At 53.9% G+C, this 25,350-nt stretch carries 25 protein-coding genes; 15 read left to right on the forward strand and 10 right to left on the reverse strand.

The window, feature by feature from the left end; genetic code table 11:
- Positions 1-84: 84 nt before the first annotated feature.
- Positions 85-1,488, forward strand: coding sequence for a class II fumarate hydratase (gene fumC / locus ACWWFX_RS12380; RefSeq protein WP_276220082.1), 1,404 nt, complete (start codon positions 85-87; stop codon positions 1,486-1,488).
- On the opposite strand, the gene tus is transcribed toward fumC, so the two are convergent.
- Together tus and rstB are read right to left on the reverse strand one after the other, a co-directional pair.
- Entirely contained in the window at positions 1,485-2,417 is a 933-nt protein-coding gene (gene tus, locus ACWWFX_RS12385; RefSeq protein WP_473223915.1) for a DNA replication terminus site-binding protein, read from the reverse strand. The genes fumC and tus overlap by 4 nt on opposite strands.
- A 73-nt stretch (positions 2,418-2,490) precedes the next feature.
- Positions 2,491-3,792, reverse strand: a complete 1,302-nt coding sequence (gene rstB / locus ACWWFX_RS12390) for a two-component system sensor histidine kinase RstB (RefSeq protein ID WP_473223916.1) — start codon at positions 3,790-3,792, stop codon at positions 2,491-2,493.
- 164 nt (positions 3,793-3,956) lie between these two features.
- On the opposite strand from rstB, the gene ACWWFX_RS12395 reads away from it, so the two are divergent.
- Positions 3,957-4,496 carry an isochorismatase family protein gene (locus ACWWFX_RS12395; RefSeq protein ID WP_473223917.1) on the forward strand — a complete coding sequence of 180 codons (540 nt, stop codon included), beginning with the start codon at positions 3,957-3,959 and terminating at the stop codon, positions 4,494-4,496.
- Here the strand turns inward: ACWWFX_RS12395 and rstA are convergent.
- Complete coding sequence (rstA, locus tag ACWWFX_RS12400; protein WP_473223918.1) at positions 4,490-5,218, reverse strand: two-component system response regulator RstA; 729 nt, start codon at positions 5,216-5,218, stop codon at positions 4,490-4,492. The genes ACWWFX_RS12395 and rstA overlap by 7 nt on opposite strands.
- Positions 5,219-5,340: 122 nt before the next feature.
- Here rstA and ACWWFX_RS12405 point away from each other — a divergent pair, with 122 nt between their 5' ends.
- On the forward strand, positions 5,341-5,676 hold the full coding sequence (locus ACWWFX_RS12405; RefSeq protein ID WP_473223919.1) for a GlpM family protein: 336 nt from the start codon (positions 5,341-5,343) through the stop codon (positions 5,674-5,676).
- Here the strand turns inward: ACWWFX_RS12405 and folM are convergent.
- The 3 genes from folM to ydgH all read right to left on the reverse strand — a co-directional run bounded on the left by folM (position 5,673) and on the right by ydgH (position 8,938).
- Entirely contained in the window at positions 5,673-6,395 is a 723-nt protein-coding gene (gene folM, locus ACWWFX_RS12410; RefSeq protein WP_276220086.1) for a dihydromonapterin reductase, read from the reverse strand. The two genes, ACWWFX_RS12405 and folM, sit on opposite strands and share 4 nt — an antisense overlap.
- A 37-nt stretch (positions 6,396-6,432) precedes the next feature.
- A complete protein-coding gene (locus tag ACWWFX_RS12415; RefSeq protein WP_456145614.1) occupies positions 6,433-7,815 on the reverse strand; it encodes an amino acid permease in 1,383 nt (460 codons plus the stop codon).
- A gap of 172 nt (positions 7,816-7,987) precedes the next feature.
- Positions 7,988-8,938 (reverse strand): DUF1471 family protein YdgH, encoded by a 951-nt coding sequence (ydgH, locus tag ACWWFX_RS12420; RefSeq protein ID WP_276220088.1) that lies wholly within the window; start codon positions 8,936-8,938, stop codon positions 7,988-7,990.
- A 521-nt stretch (positions 8,939-9,459) separates the two neighbouring features.
- On the opposite strand from ydgH, the gene pntA reads away from it, so the two are divergent.
- The 3 genes from pntA (at position 9,460) to ACWWFX_RS12435 (ending at position 12,702) form a co-directional block, all read left to right on the forward strand.
- Positions 9,460-10,989, forward strand: coding sequence for a Re/Si-specific NAD(P)(+) transhydrogenase subunit alpha (gene pntA / locus ACWWFX_RS12425; protein ID WP_473223920.1), 1,530 nt, complete (start codon positions 9,460-9,462; stop codon positions 10,987-10,989).
- Between the two features lie 10 nt (positions 10,990-10,999).
- Positions 11,000-12,388, forward strand: coding sequence for a Re/Si-specific NAD(P)(+) transhydrogenase subunit beta (pntB, locus tag ACWWFX_RS12430; RefSeq protein WP_276220090.1), 1,389 nt, complete (start codon positions 11,000-11,002; stop codon positions 12,386-12,388).
- A 125-nt stretch (positions 12,389-12,513) separates the two neighbouring features.
- Positions 12,514-12,702 carry a YdiH family protein gene (locus ACWWFX_RS12435; protein ID WP_015964304.1) on the forward strand — a complete coding sequence of 63 codons (189 nt, stop codon included), beginning with the start codon at positions 12,514-12,516 and terminating at the stop codon, positions 12,700-12,702.
- A 70-nt stretch (positions 12,703-12,772) separates the two neighbouring features.
- Here ACWWFX_RS12435 and uspE read toward each other — a convergent pair whose 3' ends face one another.
- Positions 12,773-13,723 (reverse strand): universal stress protein UspE, encoded by a 951-nt coding sequence (uspE, locus tag ACWWFX_RS12440; RefSeq protein WP_276220091.1) that lies wholly within the window; start codon positions 13,721-13,723, stop codon positions 12,773-12,775.
- A gap of 576 nt (positions 13,724-14,299) precedes the next feature.
- Between uspE and ACWWFX_RS12445 the strand changes: the two genes are divergently transcribed.
- Positions 14,300-15,403, forward strand: coding sequence for a cobalamin-independent methionine synthase II family protein (locus ACWWFX_RS12445; protein WP_473223921.1), 1,104 nt, complete (start codon positions 14,300-14,302; stop codon positions 15,401-15,403).
- A gap of 152 nt (positions 15,404-15,555) precedes the next feature.
- The gene (locus tag ACWWFX_RS12450; RefSeq protein WP_276220093.1) at positions 15,556-16,392 is read left to right on the forward strand and encodes an alpha/beta fold hydrolase; all 837 of its coding nucleotides are present in this window, start codon (positions 15,556-15,558) and stop codon (positions 16,390-16,392) included.
- 71 nt (positions 16,393-16,463) lie between these two features.
- Here ACWWFX_RS12450 and fnr read toward each other — a convergent pair whose 3' ends face one another.
- Complete coding sequence (fnr, locus tag ACWWFX_RS12455) at positions 16,464-17,216, reverse strand: fumarate/nitrate reduction transcriptional regulator Fnr (RefSeq protein ID WP_015964308.1); 753 nt, start codon at positions 17,214-17,216, stop codon at positions 16,464-16,466.
- Between the two features lie 194 nt (positions 17,217-17,410).
- A complete protein-coding gene (gene ogt / locus ACWWFX_RS12460; protein WP_276220094.1) occupies positions 17,411-17,926 on the reverse strand; it encodes a methylated-DNA--[protein]-cysteine S-methyltransferase in 516 nt (171 codons plus the stop codon).
- A 453-nt stretch (positions 17,927-18,379) separates the two neighbouring features.
- Between ogt and smrA the strand changes: the two genes are divergently transcribed.
- Positions 18,380-18,943 (forward strand): DNA endonuclease SmrA, encoded by a 564-nt coding sequence (gene smrA, locus ACWWFX_RS12465; RefSeq protein ID WP_276220095.1) that lies wholly within the window; start codon positions 18,380-18,382, stop codon positions 18,941-18,943.
- Here the strand turns inward: smrA and ACWWFX_RS12470 are convergent.
- Positions 18,940-19,746, reverse strand: a complete 807-nt coding sequence (locus ACWWFX_RS12470) for an IclR family transcriptional regulator domain-containing protein (protein ID WP_231827175.1) — start codon at positions 19,744-19,746, stop codon at positions 18,940-18,942. The two genes, smrA and ACWWFX_RS12470, sit on opposite strands and share 4 nt — an antisense overlap.
- 167 nt (positions 19,747-19,913) lie before the next feature.
- Here ACWWFX_RS12470 and ACWWFX_RS12475 point away from each other — a divergent pair, with 167 nt between their 5' ends.
- Genes ACWWFX_RS12475 through pcaC form a run of 6 tightly spaced genes read left to right on the forward strand, consistent with a single transcriptional unit; the run spans position 19,914 to position 24,977 of the window.
- Positions 19,914-20,603, forward strand: a complete 690-nt coding sequence (locus ACWWFX_RS12475) for a 3-oxoacid CoA-transferase subunit A (protein WP_276220096.1) — start codon at positions 19,914-19,916, stop codon at positions 20,601-20,603.
- A 10-nt stretch (positions 20,604-20,613) separates the two neighbouring features.
- Positions 20,614-21,270 carry a 3-oxoacid CoA-transferase subunit B gene (locus ACWWFX_RS12480; RefSeq protein ID WP_015964314.1) on the forward strand — a complete coding sequence of 219 codons (657 nt, stop codon included), beginning with the start codon at positions 20,614-20,616 and terminating at the stop codon, positions 21,268-21,270.
- 9 nt (positions 21,271-21,279) lie between these two features.
- Positions 21,280-22,482, forward strand: a complete 1,203-nt coding sequence (pcaF, locus tag ACWWFX_RS12485) for a 3-oxoadipyl-CoA thiolase (protein ID WP_473223963.1) — start codon at positions 21,280-21,282, stop codon at positions 22,480-22,482.
- 9 nt (positions 22,483-22,491) lie between these two features.
- Positions 22,492-23,856, forward strand: a complete 1,365-nt coding sequence (locus ACWWFX_RS12490; RefSeq protein WP_473223922.1) for a 3-carboxy-cis,cis-muconate cycloisomerase — start codon at positions 22,492-22,494, stop codon at positions 23,854-23,856.
- Entirely contained in the window at positions 23,834-24,598 is a 765-nt protein-coding gene (pcaD, locus tag ACWWFX_RS12495; protein ID WP_473223923.1) for a 3-oxoadipate enol-lactonase, read from the forward strand. The genes ACWWFX_RS12490 and pcaD overlap by 23 nt, the downstream gene beginning before the upstream one ends.
- On the forward strand, positions 24,588-24,977 hold the full coding sequence (gene pcaC, locus ACWWFX_RS12500) for a 4-carboxymuconolactone decarboxylase (protein WP_015964318.1): 390 nt from the start codon (positions 24,588-24,590) through the stop codon (positions 24,975-24,977). The genes pcaD and pcaC overlap by 11 nt, the downstream gene beginning before the upstream one ends.
- Positions 24,978-25,350: the final 373 nt, after the last annotated feature.

The following is a 25,350-nucleotide window of genomic DNA, read 5'->3' on the forward strand; positions in this document are numbered from 1 at the left end:
TAAAGGCGTAAAACCTTCCATAATTAATAATGGTTTGCATGAGCAATGTCACTTCACAATCACTTTGTAATCAAGGAGAAAGTAATGACAACGACACGCCGCGAGAACGATTCAATGGGTCCCATTGATGTGCCTGCCGATAAGCTCTGGGGCGCACAAACCCAACGATCACTGGAGCATTTTCGCATCTCTACGGAGAAAATGCCGGTCTCGCTGATCTACGCTCTGGCGCTCACCAAGCGTGCGGCAGCGAAGGTAAACCAGGATTTAGGCCTGCTGGCGGCGGATAAAGCAGACGCCATTATCCGTGCGGCGGATGAAGTGCTGGCGGATAAACATGCCGATGAGTTCCCGCTGGCTATCTGGCAAACCGGTTCCGGTACGCAGACCAACATGAATATGAATGAGGTACTGGCCAACCGTGCGAGCGAACTGTTGGGCGGCGTGCGCGGTATGGAGCGCAAGGTTCACCCCAACGACGATGTAAATAAAAGCCAGAGCTCAAACGACGTATTCCCGACGGCAATGCATGTCGCGGCGCTGATTGGCCTGCGCGAACAGCTGATCCCGCAGCTGAACGTGCTGAAAGAGACGCTGAAGCAGAAATCGTATGCCTTCCAGGATATCGTCAAAATTGGCCGCACCCATTTACAGGACGCCACGCCGTTGACGCTGGGGCAAGAGTTCTCAGGCTGGGTGGCGATGCTGGAACACAACCTGAAGCATATTGAACTCAGCCTGCCGCACGTCGGCGAGCTGGCGCTGGGCGGAACGGCGGTGGGTACCGGGCTGAATACGCATCCCGAATATGCGGTACGCGTGGCGAAAGAACTGGCGGAGTTTACCCATCAGCCGTTTATCACTGCGCCGAATAAATTCGAAGCGCTCGCCACCTGTGATGCACTGGTTCACGCCCACGGCGCGTTAAAAGGCTTAGCGGCGTCGCTGATGAAAATCGCCAATGATGTGCGCTGGCTGGCGTCTGGCCCGCGCTGCGGTATCGGTGAAATCGCTATTCCGGAGAATGAGCCTGGTTCTTCCATCATGCCGGGTAAAGTCAACCCGACTCAGTGTGAAGCGATGACTATGCTGTGCTGTCAGGTGATGGGCAACGATGTCGCCATCAACATGGGCGGGGCATCGGGTAACTTTGAACTGAACGTCTATCGTCCGATGATCATTCATAATTTCCTGCAATCCATTCGCCTGCTGGCGGACGGCATGGAAAGCTTTAACGAGCACTGTGCGGTGGGCATTGAACCGAACCGCGAGCGTATTAATCAGTTGCTTAATGAGTCACTGATGCTGGTCACCGCCCTTAATACGCATATTGGCTATGACAAGGCTGCCGAAATTGCCAAGAAAGCGCATAAAGAGGGGCTAACGTTGAAAGCCTCCGCGCTGTCTCTGGGCTACCTCACCGAAACTGAGTTTGATAGCTGGGTTCGCCCGGAAGCCATGGTCGGCAGCATGCCTGCGAAAAGTTAATCGGTCGCCAGCCATAGGTGCAGCCGTGGAATAATCAATTGTAGCGGCTGCGCCTGCGGTTTATGGCGATACTGAACGTTATCTGCATCGTAATTCAGCAACTCGCCTAAATCGGGCACGCTGACGGCACCTTGCCCGGAAACCAGCGCAATCAGCGGTGCAGGGCAGGCATACTGAACCTGTTTTTGTTCTCCCGCGTACCACACGCGGGCTATCGGTTGTACCTTCACTGGCCGTTTAATTTTGAGCCTTGCCTTTTGTGGCAGCGACGCCACGTCCTGATACTCCCGCTCCAGCTTCGTCTGCCACTGTTCGCGCGTCCACGGCGGGACGGCGCGCGGCGATTGCAGGCTTTTTTCCAGCTGCGCCAGCACCTCATCGCGGGTTAAATTCTTAATGATATGTTTATTTGCCCAGCCGAATCGAATGGTGCTGGGGTCATCAAGCAATGTCAGCGTGCGATAGGCATTGAGGGTGATAAGCCCCGGAAGATGACGATGCACCCAGTCGAAGCGGGCAACAGAAGGGAGCCCGGAATCAACGGTTATGATCTTCTCAAACGCTGCCTTCAGAGTATTCACGCGCAAAATTCGCTCGCGCAGCGCCTCGTGTTGTGACGTTGTCACGTGAAGGCAAATGGCGCCGGGCAGGCGCACGGCGGCTTTACTGCTGCGGTTTTCCGACTGCTGCTGAATAAACAGATGCCCGAAATGCGATAGCGCCATGGCCAGCGCAGTTTTACCAATATGCTGCACGACCTGAATTTCTGACAGCGGGGCGTGTTCGTCCTGTTTACGCACCTCCGGCAGTTCAAAAATGCGGGCGGCCAGCAAACGGCATTCGGCGAGTTGTTCACGCACGGCGAGCAACTCACGCTCAAGCTGACGAAATGTACCGGTTAAACGTTCAACGAGGTCATAGCTGGCCATTTTTCACCTTAGTTACAACATACTTTTTAATTATTGCACTATAGCCCGGCATCGGGCTCCGTGCAAATCGGCGTCAGGCAGCGGGGGGAAAGGTGATGTGGTGATATACGGGCCAGTGAAGGCTGAAGTTCGCGCCGCCCAGTTCGCTATCGTCGCAACGGACTTCACCGCCCATCGCCACCGCAATGGAGTGCACGATTGCCAGACCTAGCCCACATCCACCGGTGGCACGATCGCGGCTGGGATCAAGGCGGACAAACGGCTCGAAAACCCGTTGCCTTTCGGACGGCGCGATGCCGGGGCCATCATCCTCGACGCGTAAACAGGCGCGGCTGCCGTCAAGCGTCAGGCTGATTTGAATCTGCTTCTGACTGTAGCGCAGGGCATTGTTGATCAGATTATCCAGCACGCGCTCTATCAGACGCATATCCAGCGCGCCATAGTCGCCGGGCATTAGCTGCTTCAGCGAAAGCGTACGCTCGGGCGTGACGGCCTGAACATCTTCAACATGCGATGCAATCCAGACGGCCAGGTTAGGCGTAGTGAGAGACAGCTCGGTTTGTGGGCGGTCGAGGCGGGCGTAAGTCAGCAGTTCCTCAATCAGCGCTTCCAGTTGACCAATATCGCGATTCAGCGCCTGGGATTCCGCCGTGCTCAGGTTTTCGCTCATCTCCAGGCGATAACGCAGCCGCACCAGCGGCGTACGCAGTTCATGCGCGATCCCGTCGATAAGCTGTTTCTTACTGGCAATCAGCGCATTGATGTTATCGGCCATCTGGTTAAAGGCCACGCCTAAACGCTCGAAGCTCGACATACTGTCAAAATGAATGCGTTCTCCAAGATGGCCCTCGCCAAAACGTTGCGCGGCGCTCTCGAGGCGCAGCATATCCTGCCAGTGCGGGCGCATCCAGATAAATACAGGGAAGGCCAGTGAGATGGCGATAAACGCCATCAGCGCCACATCGAACAGGCGCATCTCATGCAAAAAATAGAGATAGGGCACCGGGCCGACCGCCAACACATAATGGCTGCGAGGAATACGTTGAATGAAGGTGTACTGATCGTCGAGCGCAACGATATCGCCTTCACGCAGGTGTTTCATCGACACTTCAGCGAGGTGGAATTTATTCAGTGGCTCAATGCGCAAATCAAAGGAGAGGTTAAGATCCAGCTCTTTTAACGTTTTGCTCCAGTCACGCGGCGGGATTTCGCGCAGTTCGCTACGCATCAGATAAAGCGAGCTTTTCATCAAATCGTCCAGCGACTGCCGGCCTGCGCGTTCGGCGGTAAATTTATAGACCAGCCCAACCAGCATGGTCATCACCAAAAAGCAGACAAACAGCAGCAGGTAAAACTGCACGAACAGTTTTTTCATTCAAATTATCCACCGAGTTTTCGGAGCATTAATGGGTCGTAATTAACGAAAAACGTTGCGTAAATCTGGCCTGGATTGGCTCCATATTATAATCTACTCGTTACGTTTTCTGCTCCCTGACAATGAGTAACAGAGTGTTATCTCTGAATTAAAAAGGCACAGCTATGCAGGCATTGTTGATCATTGATATGCAAAATTTTGTTGAAGACCGTATTGCTCAAGGGGTTGAATTCGCGCCTTCAGGCTGTATCGAAAATATGATAGAGGTCGTCAGGCATTTTCGGGCGCAAGGTAAACCGATTATTCATATTCGACATGAATCGAATGTATCAGGATCGACGCTGAGCAAAAATAGTTTCCATGCTGCGCCGATACCCGCATTTGCGCCACTGAAAGGGGAAACGGTCTTTATCAAAAGCACTTCATCAGCATTTGCATCGACAGAACTCTGTTCGTACCTGCAAAGTGCAGGCCTACGCGACGTTGCGGTCATCGGTGCTGTCGCAGGATATTGTGTGAACTCAACTGTTCGCGCTGGCGCTGATTTGGGCTTTAAAATGACTGTTATCCGTGATGCAATCATCAGCTTCTCTCTTCCTGAGGTCGGTCTTAAGGCACCAACAGTGCTGGATGTCACACTTGGCCTGCTTGATGGTGAATTCGCGCAACTTGTGGCCACTGAAGAGCAGTGCTCAGTTCATTGATTTGTATTATCCCAGGCATGTGGTGCAAACAAATAGCCTTTATTGCGGACCGTTTTAATCCGATAAGGCTCTGTCGCGCTATCCAGCAACTTTTTACGCAGCCGTGAAATCGCCACGTCAACGCTGCGGTCCATGCCATCGTAGCTGACGCCGCGCAGATTTTTCAGCAGCGCGTCGCGGTCCATAATTTGCCCCGCATGGGTCGCAAGCTCCCACAGCAGGTCAAAATCGGCGGTAGAAAGGGCAATGGATTCGCCGCTCAGTTCGACCTGCCGGTTAACCGGGTCGATGAACAGCGTGCCGAAGCGGATCCCTTTATGCGCCGTCATGGCGGGTTGTGGGGTAATTCCAGCGGAGGAAGGGGCATGCTGGCGCAGATGCAGACGTACGCGAGCGAGTAAAACGGCGGGCGGAGTCGTTTTCAGGATGTAATCGCTGGCGCCCATTTCCAGAGCAAGAATGTGGTTCATATCGCTGTCGAGCGACGTGAGCAAAACGATGGGGCCCTGAAACTGACCGCGCAGGTCGCGGCACAGGGTCATGCCATCTTTACCGGGTAGCATGATATCCAGCAGAACGAGATCGGGTTGCTCTCGGGCAATGGCCGCTTCGGCAGTATCGCCGCGCGGTTCGACCACAACATCCATATCGTGCTTTGCCAGATACGCGGCGATCAGTGCGCCAACGTCTGGATCATCCTCTACGAAAACGATCTTGTTCATGTGCTCAGATGTGCTCAAAAGAATTAACATACACCCGCAGTGCGTAGCCTTCCATTAATCATTCATAAACAACATAAATTCAGCTATGCTGCGAACACATCTTGTTGGTTGGCTGAAGAAAAATGGCACTGCTGATTAAGGCGCTATTGGGTGCGCTGGTGGTCTTGCTGATAGGGATTTTGGCAAAAACAAAAAATTACTACATTGCCGGGTTAATCCCGCTGTTTCCGACCTTTGCGATGATTGCACACTACATTGTCGCCACCGAGCGCGGTACGGAAGCGCTGCGTGCCACCATCGTGTTCGGCATGTGGTCAATCATTCCTTACTTTATCTATCTGCTCACTCTCTGGTACTTCACCGGTTTTCTGCGATTGCCTCTGGCGCTGGTCGGGGCGGTGGCGTGCTGGAGCCTGAGCGCCTGGCTATTAATTCTGGTCTGGAGCCGCTTCCATTAAGCGAGCGGTCGCCCGCCGTCGACGGCAAAGGTGCGTCCGGTCACGTAACAACTGGTGAGCAGATAATCGACCAGATCGATAATCTCTTTCTCACCAGGGGCAATTTTCATCAGTGATTTATTCAGGGCCTGCTGGCGGTAAGCTGCGTCGTCGGTTTCATTGAACAAGATCAGCGACGGCGCGATGGCATTCACTTTGACTTCCGGCGCCAGTTTTTTAGCAAACGAGCGGGTCATATTGTCGAGCGCTGCTTTGCTGGCAGCGTAGGCGATATGTTTATCGCTGCCGCGTTCCACCACGTAATCGGTAAAGTGAATAATATCGCTGGCAGCATGCCCATGGCCGCGCAGCAGGTTTTCCAGCGCATGGTTCAGCAGGTAAGGGGCATTGACGTGCACCTGCATCATGGCGTGCATCACGTCGCTTAGCGGCTGACGAGGGCTTTCCGGTACCCATGCGCTGGCGTTATGAATCACCGCGCGCAGGCCGCTACAGCGTTTTTTCACCTCTTCAGCAAAAGCGATAATGCCGCCATCGGTCGAAAAATCAGCCTGAATACACTGCGCGCCGGCTTTCTCCAGCACATCAATGGCAGGAAGGTGGGTTCGGTAGCTGACAATCACCGGTTGCTGCTGATTGAGCAAGTGGTGGGCCAGCGCCAGGCCAATGCGACGGCCAGCGCCGGTAATGAGGATTGGGCGCGAAAGCGTCTCTCCCATCGTCGTCTCCTTATTGTTTAACGATGGGGTACGTCGTTTACCCCACCAACAGCCACGTTGCCGGGATGGCGGCAACCAGTAATAAACCAATCAATGCCAGTTCGCGACGCTTCAACAGTACATTATCGACATGGGTACGGCGCGCGTAGATAAACACCAGCAGCCCCGGCGCGTAGAGCACAACGGATAACAGCAGATGCATTGGCCCGGAAGCATACAGTAACCATAAGCCATAAATGCACGCACCGATACCCACGGCTTTATGCAGCGGTCGGGTGGCAATTTTCAACAGAAATGCGCCCACGAGGAAATAGGGTACCAGAATCATCTCGGAGGCGATGGTCAGCAGTGTATTGTAATCAGAGCCTGTCAGCCAGATCAGCACCAGGCTGGCCTGTACGCTGATGTTGGTCAGCCAAAGCGATGCCGACGGCGCATTGTTAGCGTTCTGGCGGGCAAAAACGCGCGGGAAGGCTTTGTGCGTCGCGGCCAGCAGCGGCACTTCCGCCGCCATAATCGTCCAGCTCAGGTAAGCGCCGCAAACGGAAACAATCAGCCCGGCGGCAATGACGATTTCGCCCCATGAGCCCATCATTTTTACCATCAATCCGGCCATCGATGGGTTACGCATCTCGGCCAGCTCCGGGCGCGCAACCACGCCCAGCGACAGCAGCGTCACCAGCAGATAAACCCCGAGAGCGGAAAGCACCGCCAGCAGCGTAGCGCGACCCACATCCTTTTTGTTACGCGCGCGCGCAGAAACCACCACCGCGCCTTCCACGCCGATGAACACCCACAGGGTGATGAGCATGGTATTTTTCACCTGCTCCCACACCGGTACGCCCAGCTCCACGCCGGTAAAATCAAGGGTGAAAGTGTCCATTTTAAAGGCAATAGCGGCGAGAACGATAAATAGCCCAAGCGGTACCAGTTTTGCCAGCGTCGCGACAAGATTAATTCCCGCCGCCGTTTGTACGCCGCGCAATACCAGAAAGTGAACGATCCACAGCAGAACCGAGGCGCCAACGATCGATTGCCAGGTATTGCCGTCGCCAAACAGGCGAAGTTCAGGGGTATCAGTAAAGAAACTCAGCGCGGAGAAGACGATAACCAGATAGGAGACGTTAGCGATGACCGCACACAGCCAGTAACCCCATGCAGAGCAAAAACCAATCAGTTCACCGAAGCCTTCACGGGCATAGGTAAAAATGCCGCCGTCCAGATCAGGGCGAATACGGGTCAGGATTAACATCGCAATCGCCAGAAACAGGATCCCAACGCCGGTAATGGCCCAGCCAATAAGCAGCGCAGCCGGACTGGCGACGCCCGCCATATTCTGCGGAAGGCTGAAAACACCCGCGCCAAGCATTGAGCTTAAAACGAGGGCGGTCAGGGCGCTAAGGCCGAGTTTCTTTTCCATGAGAATCCTGTTGTAAACGACATCAAACCAGAATATTTATTTGGCGAAATCGCATAAACATGGAAGATTGCGCCAGGCGCGGGATTTTACGGAGTGTGGGGAGTGCATGCAATGAGTTCAGGCGTAAAAGCGTAAAAAAGGCGGCAAGCGCCGCCTTTCTGCACAACCGGGATTACTTGTAGAGGTCGGCGCTGATGGTGACGTTACCACCACGTTCCTGCCACTGGCGCGTAATATGGTAGTACTTCGCGCCTTTTTTGGCTGCGCGTTTGGCAACCTGGTAGGAGACTTCAGACATGTTGCCGTAGTTGCCGGTAAACTTCACGCTATCGAACGGAATCATCTGCGCGGCAGTGATTTTGTTCAGCTCTTCCACTTTAGTGCCATCCGGCAGCGTGACAGTGTAACGTCCACCTTTAGATGACTGGGTTTCGAAGAAGAGGCCTACGCCGGTACCTGCGCCCACGGAGGCAGAGGTTGCCACGCCTGGGATTTCCACAGTTTTGGCTTCTTCGCCACCTTTCGCCAGTTTCTCGCGGCCGGCTTCGGAATCAGCCGGGATGGCATCCGGGCTTTGCAGAACGCGTTTTTTCGCATCTTCTTTATAGATGAATGCGGTGATGCGCTGGTTGCCACCCTGGTTGGCATCAACCTGACGCACGATATAGAACGAATACGCACCTTTGGCTTTCGCCGCTTTGGTGATGGCGTCATTCACTTCCGGCTGGCTGCGATAGAAGCCCTGGATAGTGACGGTATCGTACGGTTCGAGGGCAACGGCCTGATCTTTCGGCAGTTCCATCACACCGTTAATGATGCGGTTTTTCGGGGCATCGGCTTTGGCGGCATCGTCTTTGTAGAGATCTGCCGTCACGCGCCAGTTACCGCCATTGCCGTAATCGGAGGTATCGACCACATAAAAAGAGGCAGCGCCTTCTTTATCTGCTTTACGGGAAACTGCCTGTACGGCATCGCCAATGGCATTAAAGCGGCCGGTAACCACGACGCGGTCGTAAGGTTTCAGTGCGGCTGCTTGCTCCGGCGTCAATTCTGTCGCTGCGTGAGCGGACACAGCCGCGGCAGACAACAGAGCGGACACGAGGAGAGTGTTCTTAAGCTTCATAAAAATAATCCTTCGCCTTGCGCAAACCAGGTACTGGTGTTGTTGTTGACTGAAAACCCGATGATTATTGCATTTAATTCGACTCACTGTCTGCGTGATTTTTCACATCAGATGCGAAGCGGATAACTGTTTTGCATAACTTTTCGCGATATGTTGAAAAAACAGGCGGTTGACCGGAAAAGCGGGTCATCGATATCACTTTTTCAAGTTAATATATTGTTAAATCGCTTCATCACTGTGGCGAAAAATTATGTTTTGCCGCTTCGCTTAAGCGAATTATCAGGCCTGGCTATCAATTTCAGGTCAATATCCCTGACCTGCTTATGCAAAGTAATTTTTCCTGCATAAAATCAAAAATAGTGTTTTCAGGTTGTAGATCACAACGGGTATTTTCAGTAGGTTATAGAAAGTTTGTTACTGTTTTATTTTTGGGTTGGTGAACCACTGTGCGTTTAATGTGCCAGCGGTTCTGGCCTGGTATGACGGCAAACCATCATTAAAAACCGATGGAAGGGAAAACTATGCGTATTGGTGTACCAAAAGAGAGGTGGCCCCAGGAGACGCGAGTGGCGGCAACACCGAAAACGGTGGAACAACTGCTAAAACTTGGCTTCAGCGTGGCGGTAGAAAGCGGCGCGGGTAAACTGGCGAGTTTTGAGGACGATGCGTTTACTCAGGCGGGCGCGGAAATTGTCGACGGTGATAACGTCTGGCATGCCGACGTTATTCTGAAAGTCAACGCGCCGCTGGAAGAAGAAATTGCGCTGCTCAATCCAGGCACGACGCTGATTAGCTTTATCTGGCCGGCACAGAATCCGGAATTAATGGAAAAACTGGCCGCGCGCAGTATTAACGTGATGGCGATGGACTCCGTGCCGCGTATTTCGCGCGCGCAGTCGCTGGATGCCCTGAGCTCGATGGCTAATATCGCTGGTTATCGCGCGATTGTCGAAGCCGCCCACGAATTCGGTCGTTTCTTCACCGGGCAAATCACCGCCGCAGGTAAAGTACCGCCTGCAAAAGTAATGGTGATTGGTGCAGGCGTCGCGGGTCTGGCGGCGATTGGCGCAGCCAACAGCCTTGGCGCGATTGTGCGCGCCTTCGATACTCGCCCTGAAGTGAAAGAACAGGTGCAAAGTATGGGCGCGGAGTTCCTGGAACTCGACTTCAAAGAAGAAGCGGGCAGTGGGGACGGCTACGCCAAAGTGATGTCGGAAGCTTTTATCAAAGCGGAAATGGCGCTCTTCGCCGCACAGGCGAAAGAAGTCGATATTATTGTCACCACCGCATTGATTCCAGGCAAACCGGCACCGAAGCTCATCACCCGTGAAATGGTTGACTCCATGACACCGGGTAGCGTGATCGTTGACCTGGCGGCGCAAAATGGCGGTAACTGTGAATATACGGTCGCCAATGAAGTGATCACCACTGCCGGTGGTGTGAAGGTGATTGGCTATACCGATCTGCCGGGCCGTCTGCCGACGCAATCGTCTCAGCTTTACGGTACTAATCTGCTGAACTTGTTGAAACTGCTGTGCAAAGAGAAAGATGGTTCTATTACCATCGATTTCGAAGACGTCGTCGTGCGCGGCGTTACGGTGGTACGCGAAGGTGAAGTCACCTGGCCTGCGCCGCCGATTACGGTTTCCGCTCAGCCTCAGGCCGCTGCGAAAACCGTTGAAGCGCCAAAAGAGCCGGAAACACCTGTCTCCCCGTGGCGTAAATATGCCTTGATTGCACTGGCGATTATTCTGTTTGGCTGGCTGGCCAACGTCGCGCCGAAAGAGTTCCTCGGTCACTTTACCGTCTTTGCGCTCTCCTGCGTGGTGGGTTACTACGTGGTGTGGAACGTCTCGCATGCGCTACATACGCCACTGATGTCGGTGACTAACGCCATCTCGGGGATTATCGTCGTCGGCGCGCTGCTGCAAATTGGCGACGGTGGTTGGGTAAGCTTCCTGAGCTTTATCGCGGTGCTGATCGCCAGCATTAATATTTTTGGTGGATTCACCGTCACTCAGCGCATGCTGAAAATGTTCCGGAAGAACTAAGGGGTAACACATGTCTGGAGGATTAGTTACTGCTGCATACATTGTTGCCGCAATCCTGTTTATTTGCAGTCTTGCCGGGCTTTCAAAGCACGAGACATCCAAACAGGGGAATACGTTTGGTATCACGGGGATGGCGATTGCGCTGATTGCCACCATCTTCGGGCCGGATACCCATAATGTGGTGTGGATTATTATCGCGATGGCGATCGGCGGTGCGATTGGTATCCGTCTGGCGAAGAAAGTCGAAATGACCGAAATGCCAGAGCTGGTGGCAATTCTGCACAGCTTCGTAGGTCTGGCCGCGGTACTGGTGGGCTTTAACAGCTACCTGCATCACGATGCAGGTCAGGAACAGATTCTGGTGAACATTCACCTGACTGAAGTGTTCCTGGGTATCTTTATCGGCGCGGTAACCTTCACCGGTTCGGTGGTGGCCTACGGTAAACTGTGCGGCAAAATCTCGTCTAAACCGTTGATGCTTCCGAATCGCCATAAGCTGAATCTGGCGGCGCTGGTGGTTTCCTTCCTGCTGCTGGTGGTCTTCGTTCGCACGGATAGCGTCGGCCTGCAGGGGCTGGTGCTGGTTATCATGACCGCTATCGCGCTGGCTTTTGGCTGGCATCTGGTGGCGTCAATCGGCGGGGCGGATATGCCGGTTGTGGTGTCGATGCTGAATTCCTATTCCGGTTGGGCGGCAGCGGCGGCGGGCTTCATGCTCAGCAACGACCTGCTTATCGTTACCGGCGCGCTGGTCGGTTCTTCCGGTGCGATTCTGTCGTACATCATGTGTAAAGCGATGAACCGATCGTTCTTTAGCGTGATTGCAGGCGGCTTCGGCTCCGACGGTTCTTCTACCGGTGGCGACGAAGAAATGGGTGAATACCGCGAAATTAACGCGGAAGATACCGCTGACATGCTGAAGAATTCGCATTCAGTTATCATCACCCCGGGCTATGGCATGGCGGTGGCGCAGGCGCAATATCCGGTGGCGGAAATTACCGAAAAACTGCGTGCGCGCGGTATTAAGGTGCGTTTTGGTATTCACCCGGTTGCGGGGCGTTTGCCTGGTCACATGAACGTACTGCTGGCGGAAGCCAAAGTACCGTATGACATCGTGCTGGAAATGGACGAAATCAACGACGACTTCAGTGACACCGACACCGTGCTGGTCATCGGCGCTAACGATACCGTTAACCCGGCGGCGCAGGACGATCCGAAGAGTCCTATCGCGGGCATGCCGGTTCTGGAAGTGTGGAAGGCGCAGAATGTTATCGTCTTCAAACGCTCAATGAACACCGGTTATGCAGGCGTACAGAACCCGCTGTTCTTTAAAGAGAACACGCACATGCTGTTCGGTGATGCGAAAGCCAGCGTCGATGCGATTCTGAAATCTCTGTAAATATCATGTCTGATAAGCCGTCCCTTACCGGGGGCGGTTTTTTTTTGCTCAGGATTGCTTTTGGTCAAAAAACAGACACTGTGATGTGATATACTTCACAGGTTCCTTCAAAAACAGAGGCTTCTATGGATACCGAATTGACCCCCGCACAGTTGGCTATTGAATTTCTTCGTCGTGACACCACTGTGCTTACGCCCGCGCAATACCTCAAAAAACTGAAACAGCTGGAATTAGAATTTGCCGACCTGATGGCGCTTTCTTCCCTCGAGCTGAAAGAAGAGATCGACCTTGCCTGGCGTTACGGTATTCATTAATGCAGCGTAACTGCAAAAAATAAACCCGCCGAGATGGCGGGTTTATTGTTTCAGACGACAACGTTATCTATTAATCGTCTTCGTCGTCATCCAGTTCGACAGGCGTTTCATAGTCGTTTGGCTTAATCGCCAGCAAATCACAGCGCAGGTGATCGATAACCTGTTCCGCCGTATTGCCAAGGAATGCCGCAGAAAGCCCTGTACGGCCAACTGTCCCCAGCACGACCACACCTGCGTCCAGATGTTCCGCGAGATCCGGAATCACTTCTTCAGGCAGCCCTTTTTCGACGTGGGTGAACTTCTCATCGATGCCATATTTTTGACGCAATGCTTTCATTGCCAGCAAGTGCTGACCGCGAATCGCATCGTTATATACGCTCGGATCAAAATCGGGCAGTTCAATGGCAATATTAATTGGCGTAACAGGATAGGCGCCAATCAAATGTACTTCGGTATGATTCACCAGTTGCGCCAGTTCCAGCGTCTCTTTAACCAGTCTGTCATTGAGCGCGTTGTGGTACGGCTCTTCGCTGGCGAGGTTCACCGCCACCAGCGCTTTACCGCCTTCAGGCCACGGCTGGTCTTTCACCATCCACACCGGGCACGGGCATTTACGCAGCAGGTGCCAGTCGGTTGGGGTAAAAATAACGGATTCGAGTTTGTCGTGCTGGTGTGCCATTTTCAGCAGTAAATCGTGACCGCCGCTAATGACTTCCTGAATGATGGCTTCGAAGGGACGGTTGTGCCAGACCACTTTGATATCAATCGGCACGCCTGCTTCAATATAGTATTTCGCCTGCTCGCGGATCCATGCGGCACGTTGGCTAATGACCCCCTGGCGCATCGCTGTTCTCTCATCGGGGGACAGCAGCGTCGTCATTTCATACGAAAAATCATAGATAGGCAAAAATGCCTTAATGGTGCCACCAATCCGTTGATGTAGATAAACGGCACGCCGCAATGCGGGCTGATCGTCCTGGTTAGGATCGATGGCTACCAGCATGTTTTGATACTTGGCCATACAGGGTCTCCTTACAACTGTAACCTCAGTTCGTCTTTAAAAGATAACTCATATGGAGTGAATGAAACAGGGGAGAACCTTCGCAAGATCAATAAATCAGGAAAATTTAATAAAGACGGGAGGATAAATCTGAAGGGAAATAATGCGGTGAGAAAAAACGCGCTCATCCTGGAGAAACAAAAAGGCCGCATCGCTGCGACCCTGATATTTCCGCATTTACGCGTGCAGAAACGCTCTCATTACCCATGCGACCGCGATGCAGCCGAAGGTCCATTGCACAACAAAACTCATATTCACAACCAACTTTTTCTTTTACCGGCCCGTGCGGCCCAATGCTTATCTCTGCGTGTAACGCGCAGATACAGGGGGTTAAGGTACTGCTGACTGTGATCAAGATCCACTTTTTTGGCATGTTTTCGGAAACATAAACATGAATATTCCTCATGTATGCTGAATTTTTCTCGTTTGCCAGTGAAAGCCGTCTGTGTGAAGGTGGACGTATAGCCATCCAGAAGTCTTAATTTATACTATTAATAATCACGTTCAGCAACGGTTAACTGGACGTTTGGAGATCACATGCAAAAACAACACGCTCCCTTCCGCGCCGATGTCGTGGGTAGTTTTTTACGTCCGGACACCATTAAGCTCGCTCGCCAGCAATTTGCACAGGGTGAGATCAGCGCGCAGCAGCTGCGACAGGTCGAAGATGAGGCGATTCGTCATGTGGTGGAACAACAATGCTCATGCGGTCTGCACATTGTCACCGACGGGGAATTCCGCCGCGCATGGTGGCACTTTGACTTCTTTGATGGCCTTCAGGGTGTAGAACGTTATGACTCTCAGCAGGGGATTCAGTTTAATGGCGTACAAACCAAAGCGCACGGGGTCCGCGTGGTGGGCAAACTCGGTTTTGGTGCGCATCCGATGCTGGATGATTTCCGCTATCTGAAGAGCATCAGCGGCAGCGCGACGCCCAAAATGACGATTCCTAGCCCCAGTGTGCTGCATTTCCGCGGTGGTCGTAAGGATATTGATGCCACTGTCTATCCTGACCTCGAGGCTTATTTTGACGATCTGGCGACCACCTGGCGCGATGCGATTCAGGCGTTTTATGCCGCCGGTTGTCGTTATTTACAGCTTGATGACACAGTGTGGGCTTATTTATGTTCAGATGCGCAACGCCAACAAATTCGTGAACGAGGCGAAGACCCGGACGAGCTCGCGCGTATTTATGCTCGCGTGATTAATAAAGCGCTGGAGAATAAACCGTCTGACCTGATAATTGGCCTGCATGTTTGTCGCGGTAATTTCCGCTCGACCTGGATTTCAGAAGGCGGCTATGAACCCGTTGCGGAAATCCTCTTTGGCAGCGTTAATGTTGATGCTTTTTACCTGGAATATGACAATGATCGCTCCGGGGATTTCGCACCGCTGCGTTTTGTTCGTCCTGGACACCAGCAGGTCGTGCTGGGGCTGGTGACTACCAAAAATGGTGAGCTGGAAAACCCGGAAGGGATCAAAGCTCGTCTGGAGGAAGCATCACAGTATGTGGCGAAAGGTCAAATTTGCCTCAGCCCGCAGTGTGGTTTTGCTTCAACGGAAGAAGGAAATAGCCTGACGGAAGCCCAACAGTGGAACAAAGTTAAACTTATTACTGATATCGCCCAACACGTCTGGTGAGCCTCTTCTGCGCTGCATTGCGTGATGCGGCGCAAGAAATTTCTCCCATCATCTATACTCCTTCTGACCACAATTCTTGGGTCAGAAACGCCTTCATTTCCTGAGCAGCCCGTTTCGTTAACAGCAATGAATCGACACAAGGGGTTAATTTTATGGCATTTGTAACGACTAAAGATGGCGTCAATATTTTCTTCAAAGACTGGGGCCCGAAAGAGGCACAACCGATTGTTTTCCATCACGGTTGGCCACTAAGCGCTGATGACTGGGACAACCAGATGCTGTTCTTCCTCGCAGAGGGATTCCGGGTTATCGCTATCGACCGTCGTGGGCATGGCCGTTCCGACCAGGTGAGTGAAGGGCACGACATGGATCACTACGCTGCTGATGCTTCAGCCGTCGTTGAACATCTCGACCTGCACAATGCAGTGCATGTCGGGCACTCAACCGGTGGTGGTCAGGTGGCGCGGTATGTGGCGCAATATGGCCAACCGCAGGGACGTGTAGCAAAAGCCGTTCTGGTCAGCGCGGTTCCGCCGTTAATGGTGAAAACAGCGGCTAATCCGGGCGGTACGCCTGTTGAAGTATTTGATGGCTTCCGTAAAGCACTCGCGGCTAATCGTGCTCAGTTTTATCTCGACGTCGCTTCTGGCCCATTCTACGGTTTTAACCGTGACGGCGCAGAAGTGTCTCAGGGGACTATCCAGAACTGGTGGCGTCAGGGAATGACCGGTAGCGCGAAGGCGCATTATGAAGGTATCAAAGCGTTTTCAGAAACCGATCAAACGGAAGATCTGAAAGCGATCACCGTACCGGTGCTGGTGCTACAGGGCGATGACGACCAGGTTGTGCCGTACAAAAACGCGGCTATTTTGCAGGACCAGCTGCTAAGCAACAGCACGCTACGCATTTATCCAGGCTACCCGCACGGTATGCACACCACGCATGCGGACGTGATTAACGCGGATATTCTGAAGTTTATTCGCGGTTAATTGCCTGATCAGCTGAATAAAAAAAGGGAAGCGAAATGCTTCCCTTTTTTAATGCATAAAACAGAAAGGCATCAGGCGACGTTACGCGTGTGCCCCGCGAGAACCGCCAGCGCATCGCTGTTCTCGATGGTGATGTATTTGCCTTTCACCGCCAGCATACCGCTTTTCTGGAAACGACCCAGCAGACGGCTGATGGTTTCAACGGTCAGACCAAGATAGTTACCGATATCGCCACGCGTCATGGTCAGACGGAATTCACGCGGAGAAAAACCACGCTGTGCAAAACGACGAGAAAGGTTATAGATAAACGCCGCCAGGCGCTCTTCCGCATTCTTTTTGGACAACAGCAGGATCATGTCCTGATCGCCTTTGATCTCGCCGCTCATCAGACGCATCATCTGTTGACGCAGGTTCGGCATTTTCCCGGAAAGATCGTCCAGCGTCTCAAACGGAATTTCACAGACCATTGAGGTTTCAAGCGCCTGCGCAAAACTTGGGTGATGCCCGGTACCAATGGCGTCGAAGCCAACCAGATCGCCCGCAAGATGGAAACCGGTAATCTGCTCATCACCTTGTTCGGTGATGGTGTAGCTCTTAATCGTGCCTGAACGGATCGCGTACAGAGACTTCAGCTCGTCACCCGCTTTGAACAGGGTCTGACCCTTCTGGATGGGCTTTTTACGCTCGATAATGTTATCCAGCTGATCAAGCTCATGTTCATTAAGAGTGAACGGGATGCAAAGCTGGCTGATGCTGCAATCCTGACAGTGGATAGCACAACCGCCAGATTGAATGCGTCGTATAATTCGCTTTTCCGGGATCATAAGTCTGCTCAAGCCGTAATTGATATTGGTCAATTTTAACATCTTTTTGGTGAGCAGGTAAGTAGCGAAGTCCTGATTCACCCAATATTAAAAAGGTAAATAGTTTCCGTATTTTATCTTATTGATAATTAATATGTTATTTGGAGCTTTTAGGCTCTCCTGCAATTAATGCTTCCTGAAAACGGCACAGAAGATCAAAGAAGAAGATAGCCTTCGTGGCGCAAAAGCCACTCTTTACGCTGAACACCCCCCGCATATCCGGTCATGGTGCCGTTTCGCCCAATTACCCGATGACAGGGAACCACAATACTGACCGGATTCGACCCGTTGGCAGCGCCTACCGCCCGCGCTGCGCCAGGGCGTCCTAACTGTTCTGCCAGTTGACCATAGTGCATAACGTGGCCACAGGGAATGGTGCGTAGTGCCTGCCACACTTCGCGCTGAAAGGCGGTTCCTGCCGTGGCGGTGGGTAAGGTTTCGATGACGCCCAGGTCACCCTCAAAGTAGTCCGCCAGTTTACGACTCAACCCACCTGGGTTTTGCGCCGCAACGCGCGCGTAGCCTTCGCCGCGATAGTGAATGTCCAGCAACTGTTCCATGCGATCGCTGTGCTCTTCCCATTCGATGGCGCGCAGGTGAAATGTTTCATCACACAAGATCCACAGCGGCCCAAGTGGGGTGGCGATTTTATCTTCAAGCAGGGTTAGCATCAGTTATCTACCTGTTGTTAAAGCATAAGTTTTGTCCAGAATATCATGTGGCCAGGACGAGAGGTATACTCCTGAATTGTCAATTGCGATGCATCGTCGGCGGGGCAGAAGCAGGGAAGAAAAACAGGGATTCGATGACATCCTCGAATCCCACAGTGAACAGCCGGGCGTTTCCAAACGGTTTCCGCATTTTTATCCGTTGTGCAGATGAGTCATTTATAACGGTTTTTGGTGCGATTGCCAGCAAAACCGAGGTGATATATTTCACATAATTGCAACAAAAACAAAACATTAGTAGTGTTTAAGTTTTAGTTAAGTCGCGTTGAATTTTTCAACAGATGAGTCAGGGAATAATCAGTCAGACGCCGCATAATCGGCTTGAGGGGAAAACGCATTGAGAGGCGTCTTCCGCGTCGCTATAGTAGGGCGTCCGTTGCAAACTGGGAGATTCTCATGAACCTTGACGACAAATCGCTGTTTCTTGACGCCATGGAGGATGTCCAGCCGCTAAAACGCGCACAGGATGTACACTGGCAACCTGCCCGCAATGCGCGAGCGCCACAGCGCATCGATACCCTGCAACTCGATAACTTTTTGACGACCGGCTTTCTTGACATCGTCCCGCTTTCAACGCCGCTTGAATTCAAACGCGAAGGGTTACAGGTAGGTGTGCTCGATAAACTCCGGCAGGGTAAATACACCCAACAGGCGAGTCTTAACCTGCTGCGCCAGCCGGTCGAGCAGTGTCGGCAGAATCTGTACGCGTTTATCCTTGAGGCGCAAAAGCAAGGGCTACGTAATCTGTTGATTATTCATGGTAAAGGCAAGGAAGAAAACTCACACGCCAATATCGTTCGTAGCTATCTGGCGCGCTGGCTGACGGAATTTGATGACGTCCAGGCCTTCTGTAGCGCACTGCCGCACCATGGCGGCAGCGGGGCGTGCTATGTGGCGCTGCGCAAATCGGAAGCCGCGAAACAGGACAACTGGGAGCGCCACGCCAAACGTAGCCGCTAGCGCAGCAGCAAGGAGAGTTCTGTCGCGGCTTTTTGCAGTTCCGGCAGAATGCGCGACAATAATTCCTCTGCCGACACCTGGCCGGCGTGCACCCCAACGTTCAGCGCCGCTTCTACCTGGCCTTGCGGATTAAACAGCGGCACCGCCAGCGAACGCAGCCCCATTTCCAGCTCCTGATCGTTCAATGCGTAGCCCTGCTGACGCACCAGTTTCAGCTCGCTTTTCAACTTACTCACTGAGGAAATCGTCTGCGGCGTATAGCGAATCATAGTGATGCGCGCCAGCATATCATTGAGTTTCTCTTCGGGTTGATAACTTAGCAGCACGCGGCCCATTGAGGTGGACCAGGCGGGCAGGCGGCTGCCGATATCCAGATCAATCGTCATGATGCGTGAACTGGATGCCCTGGCGATATACAGGATATCGTCACCGTCCAGCGTGGCAATGGAGCATGATTCATTCAGCATGTCGCTTAAGTGTTTCAGCACCGGCTGTGCTGAACGCGCCAGCGGTGTTGACGCCAGCCAGGCGTGACCGAGCGACAAAATTCGTGGCCGCAGCTGAAAGTTTTTGCCATCTTCTGCATAGACAAATCCCAGCTTACCCAGGGTATACAAACAACGACGCACGGCAGCGCGTGGAATGCCGGTTTTTTGGCTAATCTGGGAAATGGACATCAAACGTCGCTGCGGGGTAAAGGCCTGAATCACTTCCAGGCCGCGCGCCAGCGACGCCATAAAGTTCGGGTCGCCCTTAAACGGATCGCTATCGCCCGTCAGAATATCGTCGGGATGTTTCTCCATTTTTCTCTCCGTATTTGCCATCGATCACATTCTTTCGCTAAAGATACATGATGTTCGATTATCGCACCATATTTCGATTATCGCCCTTGACCGACATCGTTAACCGGGTCACATTTTGTTCGAACAACGAATAAAAGTGCGATAACCGCACATCAAGGAGCAACCTGATGATTGATAAAAGTGTATCGACACTGATCGATGCCGTGGCGGGGATCCCCGATGGGGCGACCATCATGATTGGCGGTTTTGGCCCCGCCGGACAACCGACCTACCTGATTGATGCGCTGATTGAACAGGGTGCGCGCGACCTGACCATAATCAACAACAACGCGGGTAACGGTGAGATCGGCCTGGCGGCGCTGCTCAAAGCGGGCCGGGTACGCAAAATGATCTGCTCATTCCCGCGCCAGGTCGACTCGCAGATTTTCGATGACCTCTATCGCCGTGGCAAAGTTGAACTGGAACTGGTGCCGCAGGGCAACCTGGCGGCACGCATTCAGGCGGCAGGTTCCGGGCTGGGTGCGGTGTTTACCCCAACCGGTTACGGCACACCGCTGGCCGAAGGCAAAGAAACGCGTGAAATCGACGGGCGTCATTACGTGCTGGAATATCCGATTAAAGCGGACTACGCGCTGATTAAAGCCCATCAGGCGGATCGCTGGGGCAATCTGGTGTATCGCAAAGCGGCGCGAAATTTCGGGCCAATTATGGCTACGGCGGCCAAAACGACCGTGGCGGAAGTCTCGAATCTGGTCACGCTCGGTGAACTGGACCCGGAAAACATTATCACCCCGGGGATTTTCGTTCAGCGCGTCTTCTCGCTGGAAAATCTTACCGCACACGCGCAGCGCGCATAAGGAGCCTTCAATGCAAAAATTGTCTCGTGACGATATGGCAAAACGCGTCGCTCAGGATATCCCTGAAGGGGCTTACGTGAATCTCGGTATCGGCCTGCCAACGCGTATCGCCAACTATCTGCCGGCAGATAAAGAAATTTTCCTGCACAGCGAAAATGGCCTGCTGGGCATGGGGCCAAAACCGCAGCCGGGTGAAGAAGATCCTGAGTTGATTAATGCGGGCAAAGAGTATGTCACCCTTTTGCAGGGCGGCTGCTTTTTCCATCACGGCGACTCGTTTGCCATGATGCGCGGCGGTCACCTCGATATCTGCGTACTTGGCGCGTATCAGGTTTCGGCCAGCGGAGATCTTGCGAACTGGAGCACGGGCGCACCGGATGCCATTCCGGCGGTAGGCGGCGCGATGGATCTGGCTATCGGCGCGCGTCAGGTCTTCGTCATGATGGATCACCTCACGCGCGACGGTGAGTGCAAGCTGGTACAGCACTGCACTTATCCGCTGACCGGAGTGGGCTGCGTCAGCCGTATCTATACCGACCTCGCTGTCATCGATATCACCGCAAAAGGCCCGGTGGTACGCGAAATTTTCAATGACCTCTCTTTTGACGAGTTGCAGCGCGTCACCCCGGTCAAACTGATTAACCAACAAGTGGCGGAAACCGCGTAAGGAACTATGATGAATCAAGCATTTATCTGCGATGCGGTGCGTACACCGTTTGGTCGTTTCGGCGGTACGTTATCCAGCGTTCGTGCGGACGATCTTGGCGCACTGCCGCTTAAAGCACTGCTGGAACGCAACCGCGGCCTCGACCCGGCGCGTATTGATGATGTGATTTACGGCTGTGCTAACCAGGCGGGGGAAGATAACCGCAACGTGGCGCGGATGGCGCTGTTGCTGGCCGGTTATCCGGAAACGGTGCCGGGCAGCACTATTAACCGTCTGTGTGGTTCAAGCCTTGACGCCATCGGTGTGGCGGCGCGCGCCATTAAAAGCGGTGAAACGCAGTTAATGATCGCGGGCGGCGTAGAAAGCATGTCGCGTGCGCCGTTCGTGATGGGCAAGGCGGAAAGCGCGTTTAGCCGCAGCATGAAAATGGAAGATACCACTATTGGCTGGCGCTTTGTTAACGCTCAGATGAAAGCCCTTTACGGCGTTGACTCGATGCCGGAGACGGCGGAAAAAGTGGCGAAAGAGTTTGGCATTTCGCGGGCCGATCAGGATGCCTTCGCGTTACGCAGCCAGATGCGTACCGCACAGTCGCAGGCCAACGGTATCTTTACCGACGAACTGATTGCGGTTTCCATTCCACAGCGCAAAGGCGAGCCGCTGAGTTTTACTCAGGATGAACATCCGCGCAGTACCTCACTGGAGGCGCTGACGAAGCTGAAAGGTGTGGTTCGCGCTGACGGTACGGTGACGGCGGGAAATGCCTCCGGGGTTAACGACGGTGCCTGTGCTCTGCTGCTGGCAAGCGAACAGGCGCTGGCGCAGAACGATTTACAGCCGCTGGCGCGCGTGGTTGGCGTGGCAACGGCGGGCGTTGCGCCACGCATCATGGGCTTTGGCCCGGCGCCTGCGGTGCGTAAAGTTCTCGCACAAACCGGGTTAACGCTCGGCCAGATGGATGTGATAGAACTGAATGAAGCTTTTGCCGCACAGGCGCTGGCGGTGCTGCGCGATCTGGGCTTGCCTGACGATGCGGCGCACGTTAACCCGCATGGCGGCGCGATTGCGCTGGGTCACCCGCTGGGCGCATCCGGCGGTCGTCTGGCGATGACTGCGGCGTATCAGCTGCGTCGTACCGGTGGACGCTACGCGCTGTGCACCATGTGTATTGGTGTAGGTCAGGGGATTGCGCTGATCATTGAACGCGTTTAAGGAGCAGGAATGAGTTTGTTGACCCCGTTATTGCGCTCAGGCGCGCTAACGAGTCTTTTCAGCGATGAACAGGTGGTGCAGGGGATGCTGGAGTTTGAGGCCGCGCTGGCGCGGGCTCAGGCCCGGTGCGGTGTGATTCCGGCTTCCGCGGTAGAGCCTATCGTTACTGCCTGTCAGTTCCACAACATCGATTTTCCGGCGCTGGCTGCTGCCGCTGCCAATGCCGGAAATCTGGCGATTCCCCTGGTTAAACAGCTCACTCAGAAGGTGAAGACGCAGGACGCCGATGCGGCTCGCTATGTGCACTGGGGGGCAACCAGTCAGGATGCCATTGACACCGGGCTGGTGCTGCAATTACGCGCGGCGTTAATGCAAACCGACCACGATCTCGCCGCGCTTACCGCCATTCTGGCGCAGCAGGTTGAGCGCTATCGCACCACGATTATGCCGGGGCGAACCTGGATGCAGCACGCGCTTCCCATTACCTTCGGTCTGAAGCTCGCCGGAACCCTCGATGCGCTCTTGCGCTGGCAGGAACGGTTAACCCAGCTCCGACCACGTGTACTGGTTCTTCAGCTTGGCGGCGCAGCGGGAACGCTCGCATCGCTAAAAGCCTCGGGGCCACAGGTGGGCGACGCGCTGGCGCAAACGCTGAATCTGGCGCTTGCCGACACGCCGTGGCACAGCCAGCGCGACAGGTTGCTGGAGGTCGGCGCGTGGTACGCCGGGCTTTGCGGCACGCTGGCAAAATTTGCGAACGATTTCTCTTTATTAATGCAGACTGAAGTGGCGGAAGTGAGCGAGCCCATTGCCGAAGGGCGCGGCGGCTCATCGGCTATGCCGCATAAACGCAACCCGGTAAGCTGTGCGGCGATTCTGACGGCGGCGCAGCGCACCCCGGGGCTGATGGCGACGCTCTACGCCAGCCAGATTCAGCAGCATGAACGTGCGCTCGGCGGCTGGCAGGCCGAGTGGGAAGTGCTTCCTGAACTCATTTCATTAGTGGGTGGGGTGATGGCGCAAAGCGATTACCTGCTGCGCGGGATGCAGGTCAATGCAGACAAAATGCGTGCCGACCTGGAGATCACCCATGGCCTGATTATGGCGGAAGCCGTCACGCTGGCGCTGGCTGAATTTATCGGTAAAGCCGATGCGCATCATCTTGTCGAAAAGCACTGTCATCAGGCTATCGATCGGCATCAATCGCTGATTGAGCTATTACAAAATGACCCGCTGATAAGCCAACACCTCTCTGCGTCAACGCTGGCGCAGCTGCTTGACCCGACCACTGCGCTGGGCAGCAGTGACCATTTTGTGCGCCAGGTGCTGGCGCGTTACAAGGAGCAGTGTCATGAACATTCACTTTCAAATTGACGGGCCACAAGATGCGCCTGTGATTGTCCTTTCCAACTCCCTTGGTACCTCGCTTTCTATGTGGGAGCCGCAGCTCGCCGCATTAACACAACAGTTTCGCGTGCTGCGTTACGATACACACGGTCACGGTCAGACGACAAAACGCGGGAAAGTGACCCTCGCGCAACTGGGCGAAGACGTGATATCGCTGCTCGATCATCTCAATATTGCGAAAGCCCATTTTTGCGGCATCTCAATGGGCGGCCTGACGGGCATCTGGCTGGCGCGTTTTGCGCCGGAGCGTTTTTTCTCCGTTAGCGTAGCAAATACCGCAGCGAAAATCGGCGAACAGTCAGCCTGGCTTTCGCGCGCGCGTACGGTGCGGGAAGAGGGCATGGATGTGGTGGCGGCGGGTTCAGCAGACCGCTGGTTTACGCGTGCCTTCCGCCAACATGAACCGGAAACGGTTGAGCAACTGGTGCATCAACTCGCCCGCTCGGAAGCCGAAGGCTACGCCGAATGCTGTGAAGCGTTGGCCGCTGCCGATTTGCGCGGTGAAGTGGCAGAAATTCGCGTGCCGATGCTGATTATCGCCGGGGAGCACGATCCGGTGACAACCGTGGCCGATGCGGATTTTCTGCATCAGCACGTTCCCGGTTCGCAGGCGATTACGCTTTGTGCATCGCATCTCTCCAACGTCGAAGCGGCTGCTGCGTTTACTGAGGCCTTAGCGGCATTTGTTCGGGGGCAGAATGGACGATAAATCACGTTACGAACAGGGGATGAACGTGCGGCGTAAAGTGCTGGGCGATGCTCACGTGAATCGCACGCTGGATAACCTTAAACCGTTAAACAGCGAGTTTCAGGACTTTATCACCCGCTATGCGTGGGGCGAAACCTGGACGCGCCCTGGGCTGGATCACCACACGCGCAGTATGATAACCATCGCTATGCTGATTGCGCTTAACCGGGAAGCCGAGCTCAAAATGCATCTTCGCGCGGCGTTCAACAACGGCGTGACGCGTGACGAACTAAAAGAGTTGATTATGCATTCGGCCCTCTACTGCGGTCTGCCCGCGGCCAACGCCACCATGCATCTGGCGCAGCAGGTGTTCGATGAACTTGACGCACAGGCTCGTTAAGCGGGCATAAAAAAGCCAGCCCGTAGGGGCTGGCATTATCATGGCGTGGGGGTTATTCCCTGTTATCGTCGTGCAACTGATGATGCGCCGTGGCGTTTTCGCTATCAGTGGCAATGGTCAGATAATGGTCCGCGACGCCCGCGACCACAATCAATAGTAAGAGTACTATTGATGCTGCTTTTAACCGCCTCCTTTCCCTGATTCGGCGTTGATGTGTCGCGTTAATAACCGGTTCCGCCAGACGCACGTGAAGCGATGCTCCACAGGTTGGCAGATAACCGAGTGCTCATGCTAATCATTACTTAATTAAACCCAGTTCGTAACGCGATGGTGCAGGTTTGCTCTTTGGCAATTCATTAGTTTGGTGAATGCT

This window comes from Pseudocitrobacter sp. 2023LY-00077, assembly GCF_055796175.1.